Raw genomic sequence first — 17,786 nt, 5'->3', positions numbered from 1 at the left:
AACGACGACCCGGCAGACACGGAGACGACGGGCGACACCGGCCGCACCCGACCGGCACCCGATTTGACCCGGCTGGAGCCGGCCGCCCTGCGCGACGTCGTGGCCGACCAGCCCTATCCGCTGCTCTTCGCCACCGTCTCCGGGGCACATCTCTACGGCTTCCCGTCCCGGGACTCCGACGTCGACCTGCGCGGCGCCCACCTGCTGCCGGCCGCCGAGGTGGTCGGGCTGCGGCACGGGCCGGCCACAGTGGACCGGAGCTGGATCCGGTACGGCGTCGAAATCGACCTGGTCACCCACGACGCGGCGAAGTTCGGCCAACTGCTGCTGCGGCGCAACGGGTACGTTCTGGAACAGCTCCTCTCACCGCTGGTCGTGGTGACCGGGGAGGCGCACGCCGAACTGGTCGCGCTGGCGCCGGCCTGCCTCACTCGGCACCACGCGCACCACTACCGGGGGTTCGCGCAGACCCAGCGCCGGCTCTTCGACCGCAGCGGGGAGGTGAAACCGCTGCTCTACACGTTCCGGACCCTGCTGACCGGCATCCACCTAATGCGGACCGGCCGACTTGTGGCCCACCTGCCGACCCTGGCGGCGGAGCTGGCCGAGGCGCCCGCCTATCTCGGCACGCTGATCGCAGCCAAAGCGGCCGGCGAACACGACCTGCTCGCCGGGGTTACCGGTGCGCCCGGCGGGGACAGGCTGGACGCCGACCTGGCGGCCCTGCACGCAGCACTGGACGAGGCGCAGTCGGCGTCCCGGCTGTCCGAACGGCCGACAGCGGAGCCGGCCCTGCACGATCTGCTGGTCCGGCTCCGGCTGGCCACCGTACCCAGCCGTTAGTCCTCGTCCACCGGTTGGTCCCGCACCCGGCAGCTCCCGTTGTCCCCGGGCGGTTCTGCTTCACAGGTCACTCGGTCGCCGCCGCCCGGCTGGACCCGGCCGGCCTCGGCGGTCCGCGGTCGCCGGCCGGCGGTTTACTCCTCTGAGCCGGCGCCGACCAGGTCGCGGATCCGGTACGCCTCGACCAGGCGGTCGTGCAGGGCGTCCAGCCGGGCGTCGACGCGCTGCCGGGTCGGGTCGGCGTCGTACCAGTCGACGATCTCCCGGGCGCCCTGCCTGAACGGCACGGTGGCGACGAAGTCCGGTACCAGCCGGCGCAGCTTGCTGTTGTCGAAGACCATCGAGTGTGTCTTGTCGCCGAGCAGCGCGGCACCCCACTCGGGATCCGACGCCGCGATCACGGCCGACGGCACGTGCACGATCCGGGCCGGTACCCCGGCAGCCGCCGCCAGCGTCTCGGCGATCTGGTTCCAGGTGAGCACCTCGTCGGAGGTGATGTGGAAGACGTCCCCGATCGCGGCGGGATGCCCGAGCAGCGGCACGAACCCCCGGGCGAAGTCCGTGTGGTGGGTGAGTGTCCACAGTGATGTGCCGTCGCCGTGTACGACGATCTCCCGGCCCCGGCGCATCCGGCCGAGTACCGTCCAGCCGCCGTCGAACGGCACCAGCGTCCGGTCGTAGGTGTGCGACGGGCGCACGATGGTGGCCGGGAAAGCGTCGTCGCGGTACGCCCGGACGAGCAGGTCCTCACACGCGATCTTGTCCCGCGAGTAACGCCAGTACGGGTTGCGCAGCGGCGTCGACTCGACGATCGGCAGCCGGGCCGGTGGGGTCTGGTAGGCCGACGCCGAGCTGATGAAGACGTACTGGCCGGTCCGGTCCCGGAACAGCTCCATGCTGGTCCGCAGGTGTGCCGGGGTGAAGGCGATCCAGTCGACGACCGCGTCGAACTCCCGCCGGCCGAGCGCGGCCCGGACCGAGTCGGGATCGCGGATGTCGGCCCGGAGCGTGGTGACCCCGGCCGGCAGCGGCCGCCGGGTGGTGGTGCCCCGGTTGAGCACCGTCAACTCGATGCCGTGCTCGACGGCGAGCCGGGAACAGGCGGAGCTGATGATCCCGCTGCCGCCGACGAAGAGAACCCTGCGGGCGCTGATGCCGCCACCTCCTGTGCTCGCCGCCGACCCCCGGAACGCGGTCGCGCCGGCCGATCCGGAAAGTGTGTCGGTCTCGCGACCGGCGGAAGGCTGTCAGTATGGCCGCTGACGGGTCCGGGCCACAACGCGCAGGGTCGGGCCTTGACGGAGTCCGGTCAGGCGCAGTCGAACCGGCAGTCGAACGGGCGACCCGGGCGATCCTGGCAGGCGAGGAGATAGATGCCGCCGACGTCGCCTCTCGAAATCCGGCGACCGGGCGCTGCTGGCGCCCTGTCTTTGAAGGTTGATCGTGCAACCCGGTGCTTCCAGGTGTCTCCGAGTCGGCGATCTCCTGACGTCGGGTGGGGAGCGGGGTGGGGATACTCGCCGAGGAGACTGTCGAGCTGCCCCGCTTGTGTGCCCACCCTCCCCGGCTGCCCGAACCCCGGTCCCGTCCGCCGGTCGACCCGAACCGCGGCACGCCACCGCGGCACGCCGTCGACAACCCCGGTTCCGTGCCCCGCTTGTGCACCCAGCTCGACAGTCTCCGCGCCAACTACCCCCGGCTCCGCCGCCGGGTCGCTCCGCGCCGACGATGACCAGCTCGCCTCATCACCCAACACCCACCTCGGGTCGCCAGTCCGCCGGGCCGGTCGATTCCATCCCTCCCCGATCGAAGTCCACTGTGATCAGTTCGATCGCACCTGACACCAGGGTCAGAGCAGCCGCCCCAAAGAGTGGCAGCGCTCTCGCCCACCGGACGGTCCGGGCCCGGATGGCGGTGCCACCCGGGCGCGAACCGTCCGTCGTCGGTGTCAGCAGGTGGCGGTCAGGTTGGCCCAGTCGGCGCGGTCGTTGTAGCCGCCGTCACCCGCGTCGCCGACCACCAGGTCGAGGACCCGTACCCCGGTCAGGTCCACGTCGACCTGGCGCGGGTCGTCCCGGGTCAGCACGCCGCTGTCGTACCGAAGCTGGCCGTCGCCGACCACCTGGAAGGTCACCGTCGCCCCCTCGGGGCCGACGTTGCGGACCGCGTCGTCCAGTCCGACGAGTGCGGAGAGTCGGGTGCACCGGCCACCGAGGTAGTAGCGGACCGTCGACGGCGAGGCGACCCCGATCCCGGTCGGATAGACCTGGCCGACGACGCTGATCGGGGAACCGCCGCCGACACTGGCGTCGACGGTCGGGCTCATCCAACCGCTCGTGGCGCTGATCCAGTCATGGTGCGAGAGCACCACCTCACCACGCGGCGGCGCCGGGGCGACCGTCAGGGTGCCGACCGTCGACTGCCGCAGCCGGCCGTGTCCGGGCACCTGGTACGAGGTGGTGGCGGTCAGCTTCGCGGCACCGGGAGCGGCACCGGCCGGCAGCGTCACGGTGAAGCCGAAGGTCGAACGCTGCCCGCCGGCAAGTACCGGCACCGCCGCCCGAGCCACCGGCCGGACCGTCCAGCCTGCGGGCGCCGCCAGGGTGACCTGCGGTGCGAGTACCGGCAGCAGGCCGTCGTTGCGGACGGCGACCTCGATCCGCGCCTGGTCCCCGCCGGCGGCCACCGGCGCCGACCCGTCCGGGGTGGCGACGCCGCCGACCTGGGTCACCTGCGGCAGTCCGGCGGTCACGTGCGGTACCCCCGGCTGTCCACGGTGCGTCCCGACCCGGAACAGTGCCGCGCCGTGCGCCGGAACCGCCGCGCTGATGGTGCCGGCGCTCTCGGTGACCTGGTCGGTCCAGGCGTTCTCGACGGTGAACCGGTTGCCGGTCAGGCCGACCGCCTTCGCCGTGGTGGTGAGGGTCTTCGGGCTGTCGCCCCGGTTGAGCAGCACCACCGCCCGGTCGCCGTCGGCGAGCCGCTTCACCCAGGTCTCGCTGCTGCCGGCCGGGCCGACCCGGACCGCCTGCACCCCGGCCGGGTCCTGGTTGATCGCCAGCACCTCGGGGTCGGTGAGGATCTGCACCGAGGTCGGGCTGAGCTTGCGTACGTCGCTGGCGATCACCAGCGGCGCGGCGGCCACGGTCCAGAGGGTCATCTGGGTCCGGAACTCCTCGTCGGTCATCCCGAGTTCCGGCCCGAGGTAGTCCGGGTCGTTGAAGTGCCCCGGACCGGCGACCTCCGGGTGCCGCGCGTTCGCGTCGAAGTTGCGCAGCACGTCCTTGTACTTGACCTCGCCGACGAACCCGACGTCGGTGTACGTCCGCCAGGACTGTGCGATCGCCGGGGCGTAGCTCCAGGAGTACGTCGACTGCTGCTCCTCCGGGTAGTCGCCCCAGTCGGGCGAGGTGACCGGGTTGCAGAGGTTGAAGATGATCGGCCGCTGGCTGGCGTTGTTGCGCAGCGCGGCGGCGAACTCGGTGTAGACGGTCTTCGGGTCAAGGCCGGCGGCGATCCCGCAGAGGTAGTCCACCTTGACCGCGTCGAACTCCCAGGCGGCGAACTGGTCGGCGTCGCGCTGGTAGTAGCCGTGGCTGCCGAGCCCGCATTTACCCGGGATGTACGGTCCGGCGTCGGTGTAGATGCCGGCCCGCAGCCCCTTGCCGTGGATGTAGTCGACAAGCGGCTTGAGCCCGTTGGGGAACCGGGTCCGGTCGGCCTGGAGGTCACCGGCGGCGGTACGCGGCTCCGGGTCCTGCCAGCCGCCGTCGAGCCAGACGATGTCGTAGCCGGCCTTGGCGAAGCCGCGCTCGACAAGCGCGTCGGCGACCTGCTTCACCGACTCCTCGGAGAACTCCCCGCCGAGCCCGTAGTAGGTGTTCCAGCCCTGGTAGGGGGTGGGGCTGAGCACCTGGTCGGCGGCCACCGACGCGGCGGCGTCGAGTGGTTGGGCCGGAGCCTGCGCCTGGGCGGGGACGGGTGCGACCAGCAGGCCGGCGGCGAGGGCGAGCCCGCCGACGTACGCATGTCGTCTCACATCGTTTCCTTCGCTGTTGGGGGAACGGGGGTGGGAAGGTGGATCAGGCGCGCCGGAGGACGGCGAGTTCCGCGTCGTGGTCGGGCGTCCACCGGACCGGCAGCCCCACCGTGCTCAGGTGGCTGCCGGAGTAGCGCCGTTCGTCGTGTCGGTAGGTGGCGGCCGGGTCGAGGCCGGCCAGCGGGAGCCGGACCGGGCGGGACGGCAGCAGGCCGGCGCCGTCGAGCCGGCCGGTGTGCCAGGCGAGGACCACCACCGTCCGCTGGTCGGGCGCGGTGTACTGCACGGCGCAGCGCGGCTGGTCCGGGCCGCCGATCAGGTGCACGCTGCCGTGCATCACGATCTCCCGGATCTCCTTGTACCAGGCGATCCAGCCGGCCGCCTCGCGGCGCTGCTCCGGCGTCCAGTGCCGGATGTCGGCCCCGATGCCGAGCACGCCGGCCATCGCCAGCACGAACCGGAAGGCCAGCGACCTGCCACGCGGGTCGAAGAGTCCGGGCGAGTCGGTCACCCAGGAGCTGAGCAGGTGCGGGGCGTTGGCGTGCAGGAAGCCGTACTGGATGGCGAGCCGGTCCAGCGGGCCGGTGTTGTCACTGGGCCAGAAGACGTCGGCCCGGGCCGCCATCCCGAGGTCGGTCCGCGCCCCGCCGCCGGCACAGGCTTCGAGCAGCACGTGCGGGTGGTCGCGGCGCAGCCGCTCGTAGATCCGGTGCAGGTTTGCCACGTGCGCGCCGTCGAGGTCGACCCGACCGGCCGCTCCGGCCGCCGCCGCGAGGCTCCGGCCGGCTTCGGTACGCGGCCGGTTGAAGTCCCACTTCAGGTAACCGATGTCGTACCGGCGGAGCAGTCCGTCCACAGTAGAGTGAACGAACTCGGCGACCTCCGGACGGCCCAGGTCCAGCAGGTACTGGCTGCGGATCGGGGTCAGCGGCCGACCCTCCACCTGATAGACCCAGTCCGGGTGCTCGGCGTAGAGCGTCGAGCGCGGGTTCACGCACTCCGGCTCGACCCAGAGCCCGAAGTTCAGCCCGAGGCTGCGGATCTCGGTGACGAAGGCGTCGAAGCCGTTCGGGAACTTCGCCGGGTCCGGGGTCCAGTCCCCCAGTCCGGCGGTGTCGTCGTCGCGGCCGACGAACCAGCCGTCGTCGACCACGAAGGTCTCGACGCCGAGGTCGGCGGCGATCCGGGCCAGCGCGAGCTGGTTCTGCGCGTCGACAGCGAAGTAGGTCGCCTCCCACGAGTTGTAGAGGACCGGGCGGGGCCGCAGCCGCTCCCCGGCGAGCCGGCGCTGGTGGTCGTGCCAGACCCGGGCCAGCCCGTCGAGCCCATCCGGGCTGTAGGCACCGGTGACCGCCGGCAGCACCAGTCGCGCCCCGGCGGGCAGGTCGAGCGGGCCGTCGACCAGGCGCCGGCCGGCGCGTACCCGGGTCAGTCCGCCGGTGTCCCGGGTCGCCCTGATCTCCCACGACCCGGTCCACTCCACCGCCACCGCCCAGGCGGAACCGGTCGGTTCGGCCCGGTCCCGTACGACGAGCCACGGGACGTACGCGTGCCCGGGTACCCCCTGCGCGCTGCCGACGGTGAACTCGCCGTGCCCGAGGTCGACGTGGTCGAGTTGGAACTCCTGTGCCCACTGCCCCCACTGGTAGCTGAGCCGGGCACCGTGCGGCGTGGGTACGCAGAATCCGGCCGAGTCGGCCCGGTGCAGCCGCAGCGGCTCCGGGCCGGTGTTGGTCAGCTCGACCCACCGGCGCAGCACGTCGGTGCCGTCCGGGATCTCGTAGTGCAGCCGGGCCCGCAGCCCGGTGACCGGGTCGGCGAAGGTCACCACCAGCCGCTCCGGACCGGTACCGGTGTCGGCGCCGACGTACCCGAACCCGACCCGGCGGTCCCCGGCGGCGGTCTCCACCACCAGATCGGCCCCGGTGAACGGCCGGGCGGCGTCGGTGGCGTACTCGATCGGCGCGGCGTCCCCGGCGGTGAGGAACGGCACCGGGCCGGCGTACTCCACCGGCGAGAGGCCCTCGCTCACCCCGTGCGGCCCCCAGGCCACCAGTTCGAGCCAGCGCCCGTGCTCGGGTACGGCCACGGTGTACTCGGTGCGCGCCCCGCGCAGCGTCCAACGCCGGGGGTCGGAGGTGCTCACTTGACGGCTCCGATCGCCAGGCCGCCGACGAAGTGCCGCTGGAAGCGGAGGAAGACCAGCACGGTCGGCACCGCCGCGATCACCGTGCCGGCGGCGATGACGTTCCAGGACGAGACGAACTGCCCCTGCAAACCCAGCAGGGCCGGGGTGACCGGCATCCGGTCGTCGGTGCGCAGCACCGTGATGGCCCAGAGCAGGTCGTTGAAGATCCAGGTGAAGGAGAGCGCGCCGAGGGCGGCCAGCGCCGGCCGGGTGAGCGGCAGGATCACCCGGGCGAAGATCTGACCCGGCCCGGCACCGTCGATCATGGCCGCCTCCTGGATCTCGCCCGGCAGGTCGCGCATGAAGCCGTGCAGCACGAACGTGTAGAAGCCGAGTCCGAAGCCGACCTGGACGGCGATCAGCGCCCAGAGGGTGTCGTAGAGGCCGGTCAGCTCGCTGAACTTGTTCACCGGGATGAGCAGGATCTGCGGCGGCAGCAGGTTGCCGGCGAGCATAAGCAGCAGGATGGTGCGCCGGCCCGGGATCCGGAACCGGGCCAGCGCGAAGGCCGCGACCGCGGCCAGCGCCAGGCTGAGCAGCACCGACGGTACGGTCACCAGCAGGCTGTTGACCAGCGCCCGGAACTGGCCGCCGTCGGTCCACGCCTCCCGGTAGGTCTCCAGGGTGAACGAGCGTGGCAGGCTGCCCACCCCGTTCGCGGCGATGTCGTCGAAGGAGCGGACCGACATGGTGACGACCCAGAGGATCGGGCCGAGCCAGAGCAGCGCCACCAGGCTCATCCCGAGGTGGAAGCCACCGGTCCGGAGCTTGCGGAACATCAGTCCTCCCGGAAGGCGCGGACGAGGTAGCCGAGGATGACCGCCAGCGCCAGTACGAAGATCACGACGGCGATCGCCGAGCCGTAGCCGAGCCGCAGGCTCTGGAACGCGGTCGAGTACATGTAGGTGCTGAGCAGCTCGGAGGAGTGGTACGGCCCGCCCCGGGTCAGCGCCCAGACGATGTCGAAGGAGCGGAGCGAGTCGATCACGATGACCGAGAGCACCACCGCGTTGACCCCGCGCAGCTGCGGGACGGTGACCTTCCAGAGCCGCTGCCAACCGTTGGCGCCGTCCACCCGGGCCGCCTCGTGCAGCGCCGGGTCGATGGCCTTGAGACCGGCGAGGTAGAGCACCATGACGTACCCGATCTGCCGCCACAGTGCGGGCAGGATGACCGCGTAGAGCGCGGTCTGCGGGTCGGCCAGCCAGGGGCGGATCAGTTGCTCCAGGCCGACCGCCTGGAGCACCTGGTCGGCGAGCCCGTCGGGCTGGTAGAAGACCCGCCAGACCAACCCGGTCACCACCAGCGAGAAGACCACCGGGGTGAAGAGCGCGGCCCGGTAGAAGCCGATGCCGCGCCGCTCCTTCTGCAACAGCAGCGCCATGCCGAACCCGCCGACGACCGAGAGCCCGCCGAAGAGCAGCAGCCAGATCACGGTGTTGAGCAGGGCGCCCCGGAAGACCGAGTCGCCGGCCAACTCGGCGTAGTTGTCGAGGCCGATGAACTGCGGCGGTTCGAGGCCGTCCCAGCGGGTGAGCGAGAAGTAGAAGCCCTGTAGGGCCGGCCAGAAGACCCAGATGCTCTCCACCGCGAAGGGTACGAGCACGAAGGCCACCAGCAGCGGCGACAGGCGCCGGGCAGGTCGCCGCCGAGACGGCTTCCGGTCCGGCGCCGGCCGCTGCCGGGGGCTGTCGGTCGGGGCGATTACCGTCATCAGCCCTTGAAAACCTTTTCCGCTCCCGCCTGCCACTCGCGCAGGATCGCGTCGATCTGGTCGGGCTTGTCCATGAACTTGGTGAGCGCGGTGTCGGCGGTCGGCTGGAGCGCGTCACTGGAGTCCCGGTTGAAGAACTGGGTCAGCTCCTGTGCGCTCTCCAGCATCGCCTTGCCCTTGGCCACCAGCGGGGAGTCGGCGGCCTTGGCCTTGGGGTTGGCCGGCAGCACGATGCCGGAGCTGTGCCTGATGTACTCCTCCTGGGCCTCGACCGAGGCCAGGTAGCCCAGCAGTGCCTTGGTGCCGGCCTGGTTGCCGCTCTTGGCGCTGGCGAAGAAGCCGTCGGTCGGCCCCTCCTCGGCGACCGGCACCGCCGGGTCGATGATCGGGAACCGGAAGAAGTCGAGGTCGCCGAGGGCGTCGGACGGCGCGGCGTCGGCGAAGAAGGTGCCGATCAGGAACATGCCGGTCTTGCCGGCCAGCAGCGCGGCGGTGGCCTCCTGGAACGGGTACGCCTTGCCCTTCGGGTCGAAGTACGGCAGCACCTCGCGCCAGCGGGTGAAGACCGCCTTCACCTTCGGGTCGTCGAAGCGCTGCTTGCCGGCGAGCAGTTCGCGGTGGAACGGTGCGCCGTTGATCCGGATGTTCAGGTAGTCGAACCAGGCCGAGGCCACCCACGGGGTGTCACCGAGGCCGATGCCGATCGGCGGGATTCCCTTGCCCTGCAAGGTCTGGCACAGCGCGAGGAAGTCGTTCCAGGTCTTCGGCTCCTGCACGCCCCACTTGGCAAAGTTGGACTTGCGATAGAAGAAGCCCCACCAGTAGTTGGTCATCGGCACGAAGACCTGCTTGCCGGAGGCGTCGGTGGAGATGGTGCGCAGCGCCTCGGGGTAGTCGGACAGCCCCTGCCAGACGTCGGAGACGTCCAGCAGCAGACCCTTGCTGGCGTAGTCGTCGGCGACCGAGCCTGCGTACCAGGTGTAGAGGTCCGGCGGGTTCGCCGAGGTCAGGTACGTCGGAAGCTGGGTGCGGTAGGTCTCGGCGGCGACCGTGTTCAGCGTCGCGCTGCCCTTGCCCTGCTTGTTGAAGCTTTCAATGATCTTCTCCATCGCGGTCTTCGCCTGCGGGGAGGAGAGGTTGGACTGCACGGTGACCGGCCCGTTGCTTCCGCCGCCGCCGGAGGAGGTGCTGGCGGAACTGGCACAACCGACCAGGCCGCCCATGCCGAGCGCGCCGAGGCCGGCGAGTCCGAGGTGGCCGAGGAACCGGCGACGACCGGGGTCGAAGTCGCTCACTGGGGGTATCCCTTCCTCATCGACCCGAGCTCGGGTCGCGGGTGTGTCGCTCAGGTAAACGGTGCGATCCAGAAGGTTGCCTCCAGGCGCAGCGCCTGTCAAGATTTCTTCCTAATTAATGTTTTCATCTGCGGGACGGTGACGGATGCAGAGCCATCTGAAGCGGCGGCTTGACGGCAAGGTTGCCCTGGTCACAGGGGCTTATGGCGGCATCGGGGCGGCCACCGCCCGGCGGCTCGCCGCCGAGGGCGCGGCGGTCGGCCTGGTCGACCTCCGCCCGGCGGAGCAGGTCGCCGAGGAGATCGCCGCAGCCGGCGGCCGGGCCTGCCCGATCGTCGCCGACGTCTCCGACGAGACCGCCTGGGCCGAGGCGGTGAACACTCTGCGTGATCGGTTCGGGCCGGTGGACATCCTGGTGAGCAACGCCTACCACAGCGAGGTCGCCCCGGCACACGAGACCAGCCGGCAGTCCTGGGACCGGCAGTTGGCGGTGAGCCTCACCGGCACCTTCCTCGGCCTGAAGGCGTGCCTGGCCGACCTGCGCGCCGGCCGGGGCGCGGCCGTCCTCGTCTCCTCCGTGCACGCGCTCGTCGGGCTGCCCGGCCACCCCGCCTACGCCGCCGCCAAGGGCGGGCTGGTGGCACTCGGCCGCCAGCTCGCCGTCGAGTACGGCCCGCAGGTGCGGGTCAACACCGTCCTGCCCGGCCCGATCCTCACCGCCGCCTGGGACAGGGTGTCCGAAGTAGACCGTCAACGCAGCGTCGCGGAGACTGTCGCCGGCCGGTTCGGCACCCCGGACGAGGTCGCGGCGGCAATCGCCTTCCTCGCCTCACCGGACGCCGGCTACGTCACCGGCACCACCCTGGTGGTGGACGGCGGTTGGACCGCGGTGAAAGCCTCGGCCTGACCCAGAACACCATCGCCACCGACGAGAAGGCAGGCACGGAGAGCATTGGCACAGTACGCACGCCGCGGCGTCCACGGGCAGACCGTCGAGGTCATCGCCCGACGCATCCTCGCCGGGGAGATCGCCGAGGGCGCCACCCTGAACCTGGCCGCACTCCAGCAGGAGCTCGACGTCAGCCTCACCGCACTGCGCGAGGCACTCAAGGTGCTCACCGCCAAGGGCATCGTCGACGCCCGGCAGAAGCGGGGCACCTTCGTACGCCCCCGGGCGGACTGGCACCTGCTCGACGGTGACGTGATCCGCTGGCAGTTCGCCGAGGGCGCCGGTCAGCACCTCCTCGACCAACTGCACGAGGTGCGTACCATCGTCGAGCCGGCCGCCGCCCGACTGGCCGCCACCCGCGCCACCCCGGCGGACCTGGCCGCTCTCGACGAGGCGCTGGCCGAGATGTCCGCCGCCACCGACCCGGTCACCGCCGTCCGCGCCGACCTGGCCTTCCACCGTGCCCTGCTGGCCGGCACCCACAACGAGCTGCTGCAGCGCATGGAGGTGGTGATGGAGACCGGACTGGCCGAGCGGGACCGCCTGGTGCACGGCGGTGCACCCGACGACGACCCGGTGCCGAGCCACCGTGCCGTGGTGGAGGCGATCCGGCGCACCGACCCGACCAGCGCCGAACAGGCCATGCGCGACCTGCTGGACAAGGCGATCCGGGACGTCCAGAAGCTGCGCCGGCATCCAGGCAACAGCGAGTGAGGATCGGTGCCTTCGTGCACCCGGTTGGCCGTTACAGAGAGGCGTCAAGTGAAGATCGTCCGCATCGAGACCTTCCTCGTCCCACCCCGGTGGCTCTTCTGCCGGGTGGAGACCGACGAAGGGCTTGTCGGCTGGGGTGAACCGGTGGTGGAGGGCCGGGCCGAGGTGGTCCGGGCCGCCGTCGAGGTGCTCTCCGAGTATCTGCTCGGCGAGGACCCGCTGCGGATCGAGCAGCACTGGCAGATCCTCACCAAGGGCGGCTTCTACCGGGGCGGTCCGGTGCTCTCCAGCGCCGTCGCCGGCCTCGACCAGGCACTCTGGGACATCGCCGGCCAGGCGTACGGCGCCCCGGTGCACGCGCTGCTCGGCGGACCGGTCCGGGAGCGGGTCCGGATCTACTCCTGGATCGGCGGTGACGAACCGGCCGAACTCGCCGACGCCGCAGCCGCACAGGTCGAGGCGGGGATGACGGCGATCAAGATGAACGCCTCCGGCCCGCTCGCCACCATCCCCAGCGCCAGCGAGGTGGCCGCGGTGGTGCGCCGGGTCGCCGCCGCCCGGGATGTGCTCGGCGACGACCGGGACATCGCGGTGGACTTCCACGGCCGGGCGAGCCCGGCGGCGGCTCGCCGCATCCTGCCGGAACTCGCCCCGCTGCGACCGCTCTTCGTGGAGGAACCGGTACTCCCCGAGCACAACCACCAGCTCGGCGACCTCGTCGGCGCCTCGGCGGTGCCGATCGCCACGGGTGAGCGGCTCTTCGGCCGGCACGAGTTCCTCGGGCCACTGCGCGCGGGCGTGGCCGTGGTGCAGCCCGACCTGTCGCACGCCGGCGGCATCTCCGAGGTACGCCGGATCGCGGCGCTGGCCGAGACGTACGGCGCGGTGCTCGCCCCGCACTGTCCACTCGGGCCGATCTCGCTCGCCGCCAGCCTCCAGGTCGCCTTCGCCACGCCGAACTTCCTGATCCAGGAGCAGAGCATCGGGATCCACTACCACGCCGGCTCGGAACTGCTCGACTACGTGCTGGACCGGGAGCCGTTCCGGTTCGTCGACGGGCACCTGCGCCGGCCGGAGGCACCCGGCCTCGGCATCACAGTCGACGAACCGGCCGTACGCGCCGCGGCCCGGCACGGGCACGCCTGGCGCAATCCGGTCTGGCGGCACGACGACGGCTCCTTCGCGGAATGGTGAGCCACCCGGACGGCCCAGCCGAGTCGAACAACCGCACGCAGCTGGATGGTCGCGTGTGGATCGCCGTGCCGTTGCGGGTCGTCGTCGACCACCGGCACGGCGGACGGTGGACCAGCCTGGCCGGCGGCGGGCGCGAGTGGCTCTGGCGGGGCGACTCGACCGGCCGGGACCGGGTCGTCCCGGGGGACGCCTTCGTCGACGCGGGCGGCCTGGAGGAGTGCCTGCCGACCGTACGCGGCACCCCGGACCACGGTTCCGTCTGGTCCCGTCCGTGGCGGACGACCGGCCCGGACAGCGCGATCGTCGACTGTGCCGACTTCACCCTCACCCGCCGGATCACCGAAGAGTCGGGGGCGGTGGTGGCCCGCTACCGCCTCGCCGCCGAGCCGGGCTACCGGTTCGTCTGGGCGGCGCACGCCCTGCTCGACCTGTCACCGGCGGCCCGACTGGTCGCGCCGCCCGGCACCCCCACCCGGCTCTACCCGGAGGTCGCCGACCTGTTGCCGCCCGGGACGTGGCGCACCGGCAAGCCGTGGCACACCGCCGCCTGGCCGGACCCGGCCGGGTTGCCGCTGCACCGGTTCGGCCCGGACGACGGTACCGCGCTCGGTGCCGTACTGGTCGGCGCCGACGACGTACTGGTGGTGGACGGGATCGACGCGCTCCGGCTGCGCCTGCACTGCCCGGACCAGCCCCGGTCCACCGCGCTGTGGCGCAACCTGCGCGGTTGGCCGGAGGCGGCACCCTACCGGAGTACCGGGGTCGAACCGATGCTCGGCGCGGTCTTCGACCTGGCGGAGGCGGACCTGGACCCCCCGCCGGGTGGGAACGCGGCAGTGGTACCGGCCGGTGGCGAGGTCGGGTGGGAGCTGGTCGTCACCGCCCACCGCCCCGCGCTGCCGCCGCACCGGCCCGACGGCCGGTCACCAGGGCCGGGAGCAGACCGCCGAAGTATCCGGCGTGACTGAGCCCGCCGACATCGCAGCCGGCCGCGTACAGGCCGGGGATCGGCACCGGGTCGACGTCGGTCGGATCGGTCACCAGCGTGGCGATCGGGCTGGTGGACGCCGCGCGGTCGAGTACCCGCTGCTCGTCGTCGACCGCGATGCCGCCCGTGGTGAACGTCAGGCTGGCCTTGACCGCCACGGCGAAGAAGGGCGGCTCGGTGAGGCCGTGTCGGTGCCGGGCACGTGCCGGGTGGAGCGAGCCCCATTCGCCGGTCACGGCGGCGCGGTTCACCGCACCCAGGGTGTCGAGCAGCGTGGCGGCCGGCACGCCGTACCCGGCCAGTTCCGCCGCCAGGCCCTCGAGTGTCGGGGCGGTGACGACCGAACCCTTCGCGGCGGCACGGTCGACGATCGTGCGGGTCGCCAGCCGGCCGGGCAGGGCGTCCATCGCCATCACGCGGGCGTCGCCGAGGTAGAAACCCAGGCCGCCCGGGCATCGGGCCAGGGCCTCGTTGAGCGACTCCTCACCGGAGCCCCCGCTCTCGTCGGTGAACCGGCGGCCGTCGAGGCCGACCGCGATACTGAGCGGGCCGAAGTACTGGCTGGCCTCCCGGAACTCGTGCGGGACGATGACGGCGGGCGGAGCGAGCATCGCGTGACCGTAGAAGCCGGCCAGGCCACTCGACGTGGCAGCGCCGAGCGCCTGCGCGGCGAGCAGTCCGTCGCCGGTGCTCCACGGGCTCGCCCGCAGATAGACGTGATCCGCGGCGATCCCGTACCGGGTCAGCAGCTCGGGGTTGCCCTGAAAGCCGCCGGTGGCGAGTACGACCGCGGGCGCGGACCACTCGTCGTTGACCAGGAAGCCGGGGGCCAGGGTACGCAGCGGAGTACGCAGCCTGATCCGGCCGCCCAGCGCGAGCAGGCGGGCGCGGAGCCGGTCGACCAGGCCCACCGGGTCGACCGAACGGCCGGTGCCGTGCACCATGTCCACAGTCGCGCCGAGCGGCACCCCCAGCTCGGTGAGCCAGTCGAGGGTGGCGGCCGCCTCGGCGACGACCGCCGCCTGGAGCAGATGATCGGCGTGCGGCATGAGTTCGGCGGCGCGTTCGGGATCGGCGAACGTCCACAGTGTGCCGTTGGAGAGCAGGCCGGAGCCACCGCACCGGGGAGATTTCTCCAGCACCAGCGTTTCCGCGCCGGCCGTGGCGGCGGAGACGGCCGCCGCCAGGCCGGCGATGCCGCCACCACAGACGATCACGTCTGTCATCGGTCCTCCATTTCCAGAATCAGGCGTCCGAGGTGCGCCAGCGCGCGGCCACGGCCGCGCCCGCGGTCACCAGGACACCGCCGAGCAGCAGGAACACCGCTCCCGCACCGGCCGTGGCGGCGAGCGCGCCAGCGCCGAGCGGGATGGCGACGATGCCGACGCGGTTGACCGTGAGCCGCAGGGCCAGCGCGGTGCCGCGCGCGGTGGTCGGGACGATCTGCACGAGCCAGGTCATCGACAGCGGGGTACCCAGGCCGAGCGTCATGCCGGCCACCGCCATGATCACGGCCAGCAGGACGTACTCGGTGGTGAACGGGACGATCGCGAGGGTGACCCCCGGAACCAGCAGGCTGCCGACCACGAGCGGGATGCGGCGGGCGAACCGCAGCGCCCGGGAGGTGGCCAGCCGGGCGGCGAGTGAGGTGCCGGCGCGCAGCGCGAGCAGCGCGCCCACGACCGACGGTGGCATGCCGCGCTCCTCGCCGAGCACCGGCAGGTAGATGATGAGGATGTCGATGCAGACGGTCAGGGCCATGCCGGCGAAGAGCGCGACAGCTGCCCCGGGCGCGCCGACGACCTGGTGCATGGGTATCCGCTCGGCCCGGCTCCCGACGGCCTGCCGGGACCGGACGCGACGTCGCACCCACCACGCCAGAGGCACTCCGAACGCGGCGATGGCGGCACCGATGAGCAGGCCGTTGGCGGTGCTGTCGAGCCGGCCGTCGAGCCCGCCCGCGTTGACCAGCAGCCCGGCGCCGAGCGGGCCGATGAGTTGGTTCAGCGAGGCGGTCGCCGTGAGCCAGCCGAACCACCAGTCCTGGTGACTGATCGTGGTGCCACGGGCGACGATCGACTCGGAGCCGATGAGGAGGCCGAGCTGGCCGAGGCCGAGCAGCGCCGAGCCGGCCGCGAGGGTCGGCACGTCCACGGAGAGCGCCAGCACCAGGCAGCCGATTGCGGTGCAGACGCTGCCGGCGACCAGGACGGGCCCGCTTCGGCCGCGATCTGCCTGGCGGCCCGTCCAGATCGCGGCGAGCAGCGGGACGGCGGCGAAGGCGGCGGCGATGAGACCGATGCCGACGGTGTCCGCGCCCATGGCGAGGGCCCGGTAGGAGACGATGGTCCGGGCGGAGTGCACGGCGGTACCCGCGACCAGCATGATCGCCACCAGGGCGAGTTCGACGACGGGCACCCGCCGGCCTCCGGCCGACGGTCGCGGGCCACGCGTGGTCACCGCCGCGCCGCCGACTCTCCCGCGCGCCGACCGGAGACGAGTGCCCAGGCGATGTGCAGGCCGTGCCCGGACAGCCGCATGCCGCCCTGACCCGTACCGCCGGCCGCGTACAGGCCCGGGATGGCGGTACCGTCGGGCGCCAGGACCCGGCAGTCGGTGTCGACGGCGGCACCGCCCTCGGTCACGGTGAGCATGGCGTGCACCGGCCCGAGCGCCACCAGCGGCCCGTCCAGGCCCAGTGCCACCAGGTTGGCCGGGACGGCACCGATCACGGCGGCGAGGGTCTCCGCGTCAGATGCCTCGTGGACCAGCTCGGGACGGCCACGCCGGTAGTCACCCAGATAGGCGTAGCCGACGCTGGCGGCGGTGGAGATGTGGTGTGGCGGGGCCGAGAAGCGGTCCGCGACGGCGCGGGTCAGCACGACGTAGCCCCGGGCACCCGGCTGCGCCGCCAGCGCGGCGGCCGAGTTCCCGACCCGCTCGCCCGCCTCGTTCACCAGGATCGCGCCGGCCGCGAACAGTCCCGGACCGGGTCCCATGTGGGCGACCAGCACCCCGGTCACGAACGGGCGCAGGGCGAGGGGCGGCGCGTGCGTCACGTAGGCACGCATGAGCCGGGTCAGCCACGGCCAGGTGGGCAACCTGTCGACCAACCCGGGACGGCCGGGCGGGAAGCGGAGCTGCGGGCCGTACGCGAGGTCCATGTTGACCAGGGCAGCGCCGGCTTCGGCGGCGAGCCTCGGGCCCGCGCCGGACGACGCCGCGTTGACCGGCAGCGCGTCGTGGGCGGAGGCCGGTAGGTAGGCGCGGCGCATCTCCCGGTTGCCGGCGAAGTCACCAGCGGCGAGCACGACACCCTTCCGCGCGGTCACCGTCACCGACCCGCAACGGACGCCCGTCACCCGACCGTCGCCGTCCTGCACCAGGGCGGTCACCGGGGTACTGGTCCGGATCGTCGCGCCACGGCGCCGGGCGGCCCGGGTCAGCCGGTCGAGATAGGCGCGGGCGCCGGGCAGGGCGTTGTGCATCCGGGGTACCCGGTTGGGCGGCTCGTCGAACGGCCCGGCGAAGGTGACGCCCAGCCGCTGCAACCAGGCGACGGTCGGACCACTCTCGACGGCCAGCATCAGGCGCAGCTCGTCGTTGTCCGGGCCGCCGGCGAAGGCGTACATGTCCGCCACGAAGGCGGCCGGATCGTCCGTGATCCCGGCGCGGCGCTGGGCCGCGGTGCCGGTGGCGGTGAAGGATCCGACGGCGTAGCGGGTGGTGCCGCCGAGGCGCGGCTCCTTCTCCAACAGCAGCACCCGGGCGCCGGCCGTCGCCGCTGACACGGTCGCGGCCAGCCCGGCCGCCCCGCCGCCGACCACGATCACGTCGACGGCGGGTGGCAGAGCGGTCATCG

General features: G+C 72.4%; 14 protein-coding genes. 5 read left to right on the top strand and 9 right to left on the bottom strand.

Annotation, left to right across the window (positions count from 1 at the left end):
* The first annotated feature begins 63 nt into the window (after window positions 1-63).
* Window positions 64-843, top strand: a complete 780-nt coding sequence (locus CLT71_RS00250) for a nucleotidyltransferase domain-containing protein (RefSeq protein WP_486483634.1) — start codon at window positions 64-66, stop codon at window positions 841-843.
* A gap of 134 nt (window positions 844-977) precedes the next feature.
* Here the strand turns inward: CLT71_RS00250 and CLT71_RS00245 are convergent, their stop codons facing one another.
* The 6 genes from CLT71_RS00245 to CLT71_RS00220 form a co-directional block, all read right to left on the bottom strand.
* A complete protein-coding gene (locus CLT71_RS00245) occupies window positions 978-1,997 on the bottom strand; it encodes an SDR family oxidoreductase (protein WP_101365298.1) in 1,020 nt (339 codons plus the stop codon).
* A gap of 794 nt (window positions 1,998-2,791) precedes the next feature.
* Window positions 2,792-4,882, bottom strand: a complete 2,091-nt coding sequence (locus CLT71_RS00240) for an NPCBM/NEW2 domain-containing protein (protein ID WP_101365297.1) — start codon at window positions 4,880-4,882, stop codon at window positions 2,792-2,794.
* 43 nt (window positions 4,883-4,925) lie between these two features.
* Window positions 4,926-7,028, bottom strand: coding sequence for an alpha-galactosidase (locus tag CLT71_RS00235; RefSeq protein WP_101365296.1), 2,103 nt, complete (start codon window positions 7,026-7,028; stop codon window positions 4,926-4,928).
* Window positions 7,025-7,849 carry a carbohydrate ABC transporter permease gene (locus tag CLT71_RS00230; protein ID WP_101365295.1) on the bottom strand — a complete coding sequence of 275 codons (825 nt, stop codon included), beginning with the start codon at window positions 7,847-7,849 and terminating at the stop codon, window positions 7,025-7,027. The genes CLT71_RS00235 and CLT71_RS00230 overlap by 4 nt, the downstream gene beginning before the upstream one ends.
* On the bottom strand, window positions 7,849-8,784 hold the full coding sequence (locus CLT71_RS00225; RefSeq protein ID WP_199187452.1) for a carbohydrate ABC transporter permease: 936 nt from the start codon (window positions 8,782-8,784) through the stop codon (window positions 7,849-7,851). Before CLT71_RS00225 ends, CLT71_RS00230 begins: the two co-directional genes overlap by 1 nt.
* Window positions 8,784-10,079 (bottom strand): extracellular solute-binding protein, encoded by a 1,296-nt coding sequence (locus CLT71_RS00220; RefSeq protein WP_101365294.1) that lies wholly within the window; start codon window positions 10,077-10,079, stop codon window positions 8,784-8,786. The genes CLT71_RS00225 and CLT71_RS00220 overlap by 1 nt, the downstream gene beginning before the upstream one ends.
* Window positions 10,080-10,224: 145 nt before the next feature.
* Between CLT71_RS00220 and CLT71_RS00215 the strand changes: the two genes are divergently transcribed.
* The 4 genes from CLT71_RS00215 to CLT71_RS00200 are packed head-to-tail and all read left to right on the top strand — an operon-like array spanning window position 10,225 to window position 13,904.
* Window positions 10,225-10,986 (top strand): SDR family oxidoreductase, encoded by a 762-nt coding sequence (locus CLT71_RS00215; RefSeq protein ID WP_101365293.1) that lies wholly within the window; start codon window positions 10,225-10,227, stop codon window positions 10,984-10,986.
* A 45-nt stretch (window positions 10,987-11,031) separates the two neighbouring features.
* The gene (locus CLT71_RS00210; RefSeq protein ID WP_101365292.1) at window positions 11,032-11,742 is read left to right on the top strand and encodes an FCD domain-containing protein; all 711 of its coding nucleotides are present in this window, start codon (window positions 11,032-11,034) and stop codon (window positions 11,740-11,742) included.
* A gap of 48 nt (window positions 11,743-11,790) precedes the next feature.
* Complete coding sequence (gene dgoD, locus CLT71_RS00205) at window positions 11,791-12,936, top strand: galactonate dehydratase (RefSeq protein WP_101365291.1); 1,146 nt, start codon at window positions 11,791-11,793, stop codon at window positions 12,934-12,936.
* Window positions 12,937-12,989: 53 nt separating this feature from the next.
* Complete coding sequence (locus CLT71_RS00200) at window positions 12,990-13,904, top strand: hypothetical protein (protein ID WP_199187451.1); 915 nt, start codon at window positions 12,990-12,992, stop codon at window positions 13,902-13,904.
* Here CLT71_RS00200 and CLT71_RS00195 read toward each other — a convergent pair.
* The 3 genes from CLT71_RS00195 to CLT71_RS00185 are packed head-to-tail and all read right to left on the bottom strand — an operon-like array spanning window position 13,813 to window position 17,784.
* Entirely contained in the window at window positions 13,813-15,150 is a 1,338-nt protein-coding gene (locus CLT71_RS00195) for an FAD-dependent oxidoreductase (protein WP_101365290.1), read from the bottom strand. The two genes, CLT71_RS00200 and CLT71_RS00195, sit on opposite strands and share 92 nt — an antisense overlap.
* Window positions 15,151-15,169: 19 nt before the next feature.
* Window positions 15,170-16,342 carry an MFS transporter gene (locus CLT71_RS00190; protein ID WP_143743313.1) on the bottom strand — a complete coding sequence of 391 codons (1,173 nt, stop codon included), beginning with the start codon at window positions 16,340-16,342 and terminating at the stop codon, window positions 15,170-15,172.
* 38 nt (window positions 16,343-16,380) lie between these two features.
* On the bottom strand, window positions 16,381-17,784 hold the full coding sequence (locus CLT71_RS00185) for an FAD-dependent oxidoreductase (protein WP_101365288.1): 1,404 nt from the start codon (window positions 17,782-17,784) through the stop codon (window positions 16,381-16,383).
* Window positions 17,785-17,786 lie beyond the last annotated feature (2 nt).

It is taken from the genome of Plantactinospora sp. CNZ320, from assembly GCF_002846275.1.
This window is presented reverse-complemented; position numbering and strand designations above follow the sequence as displayed.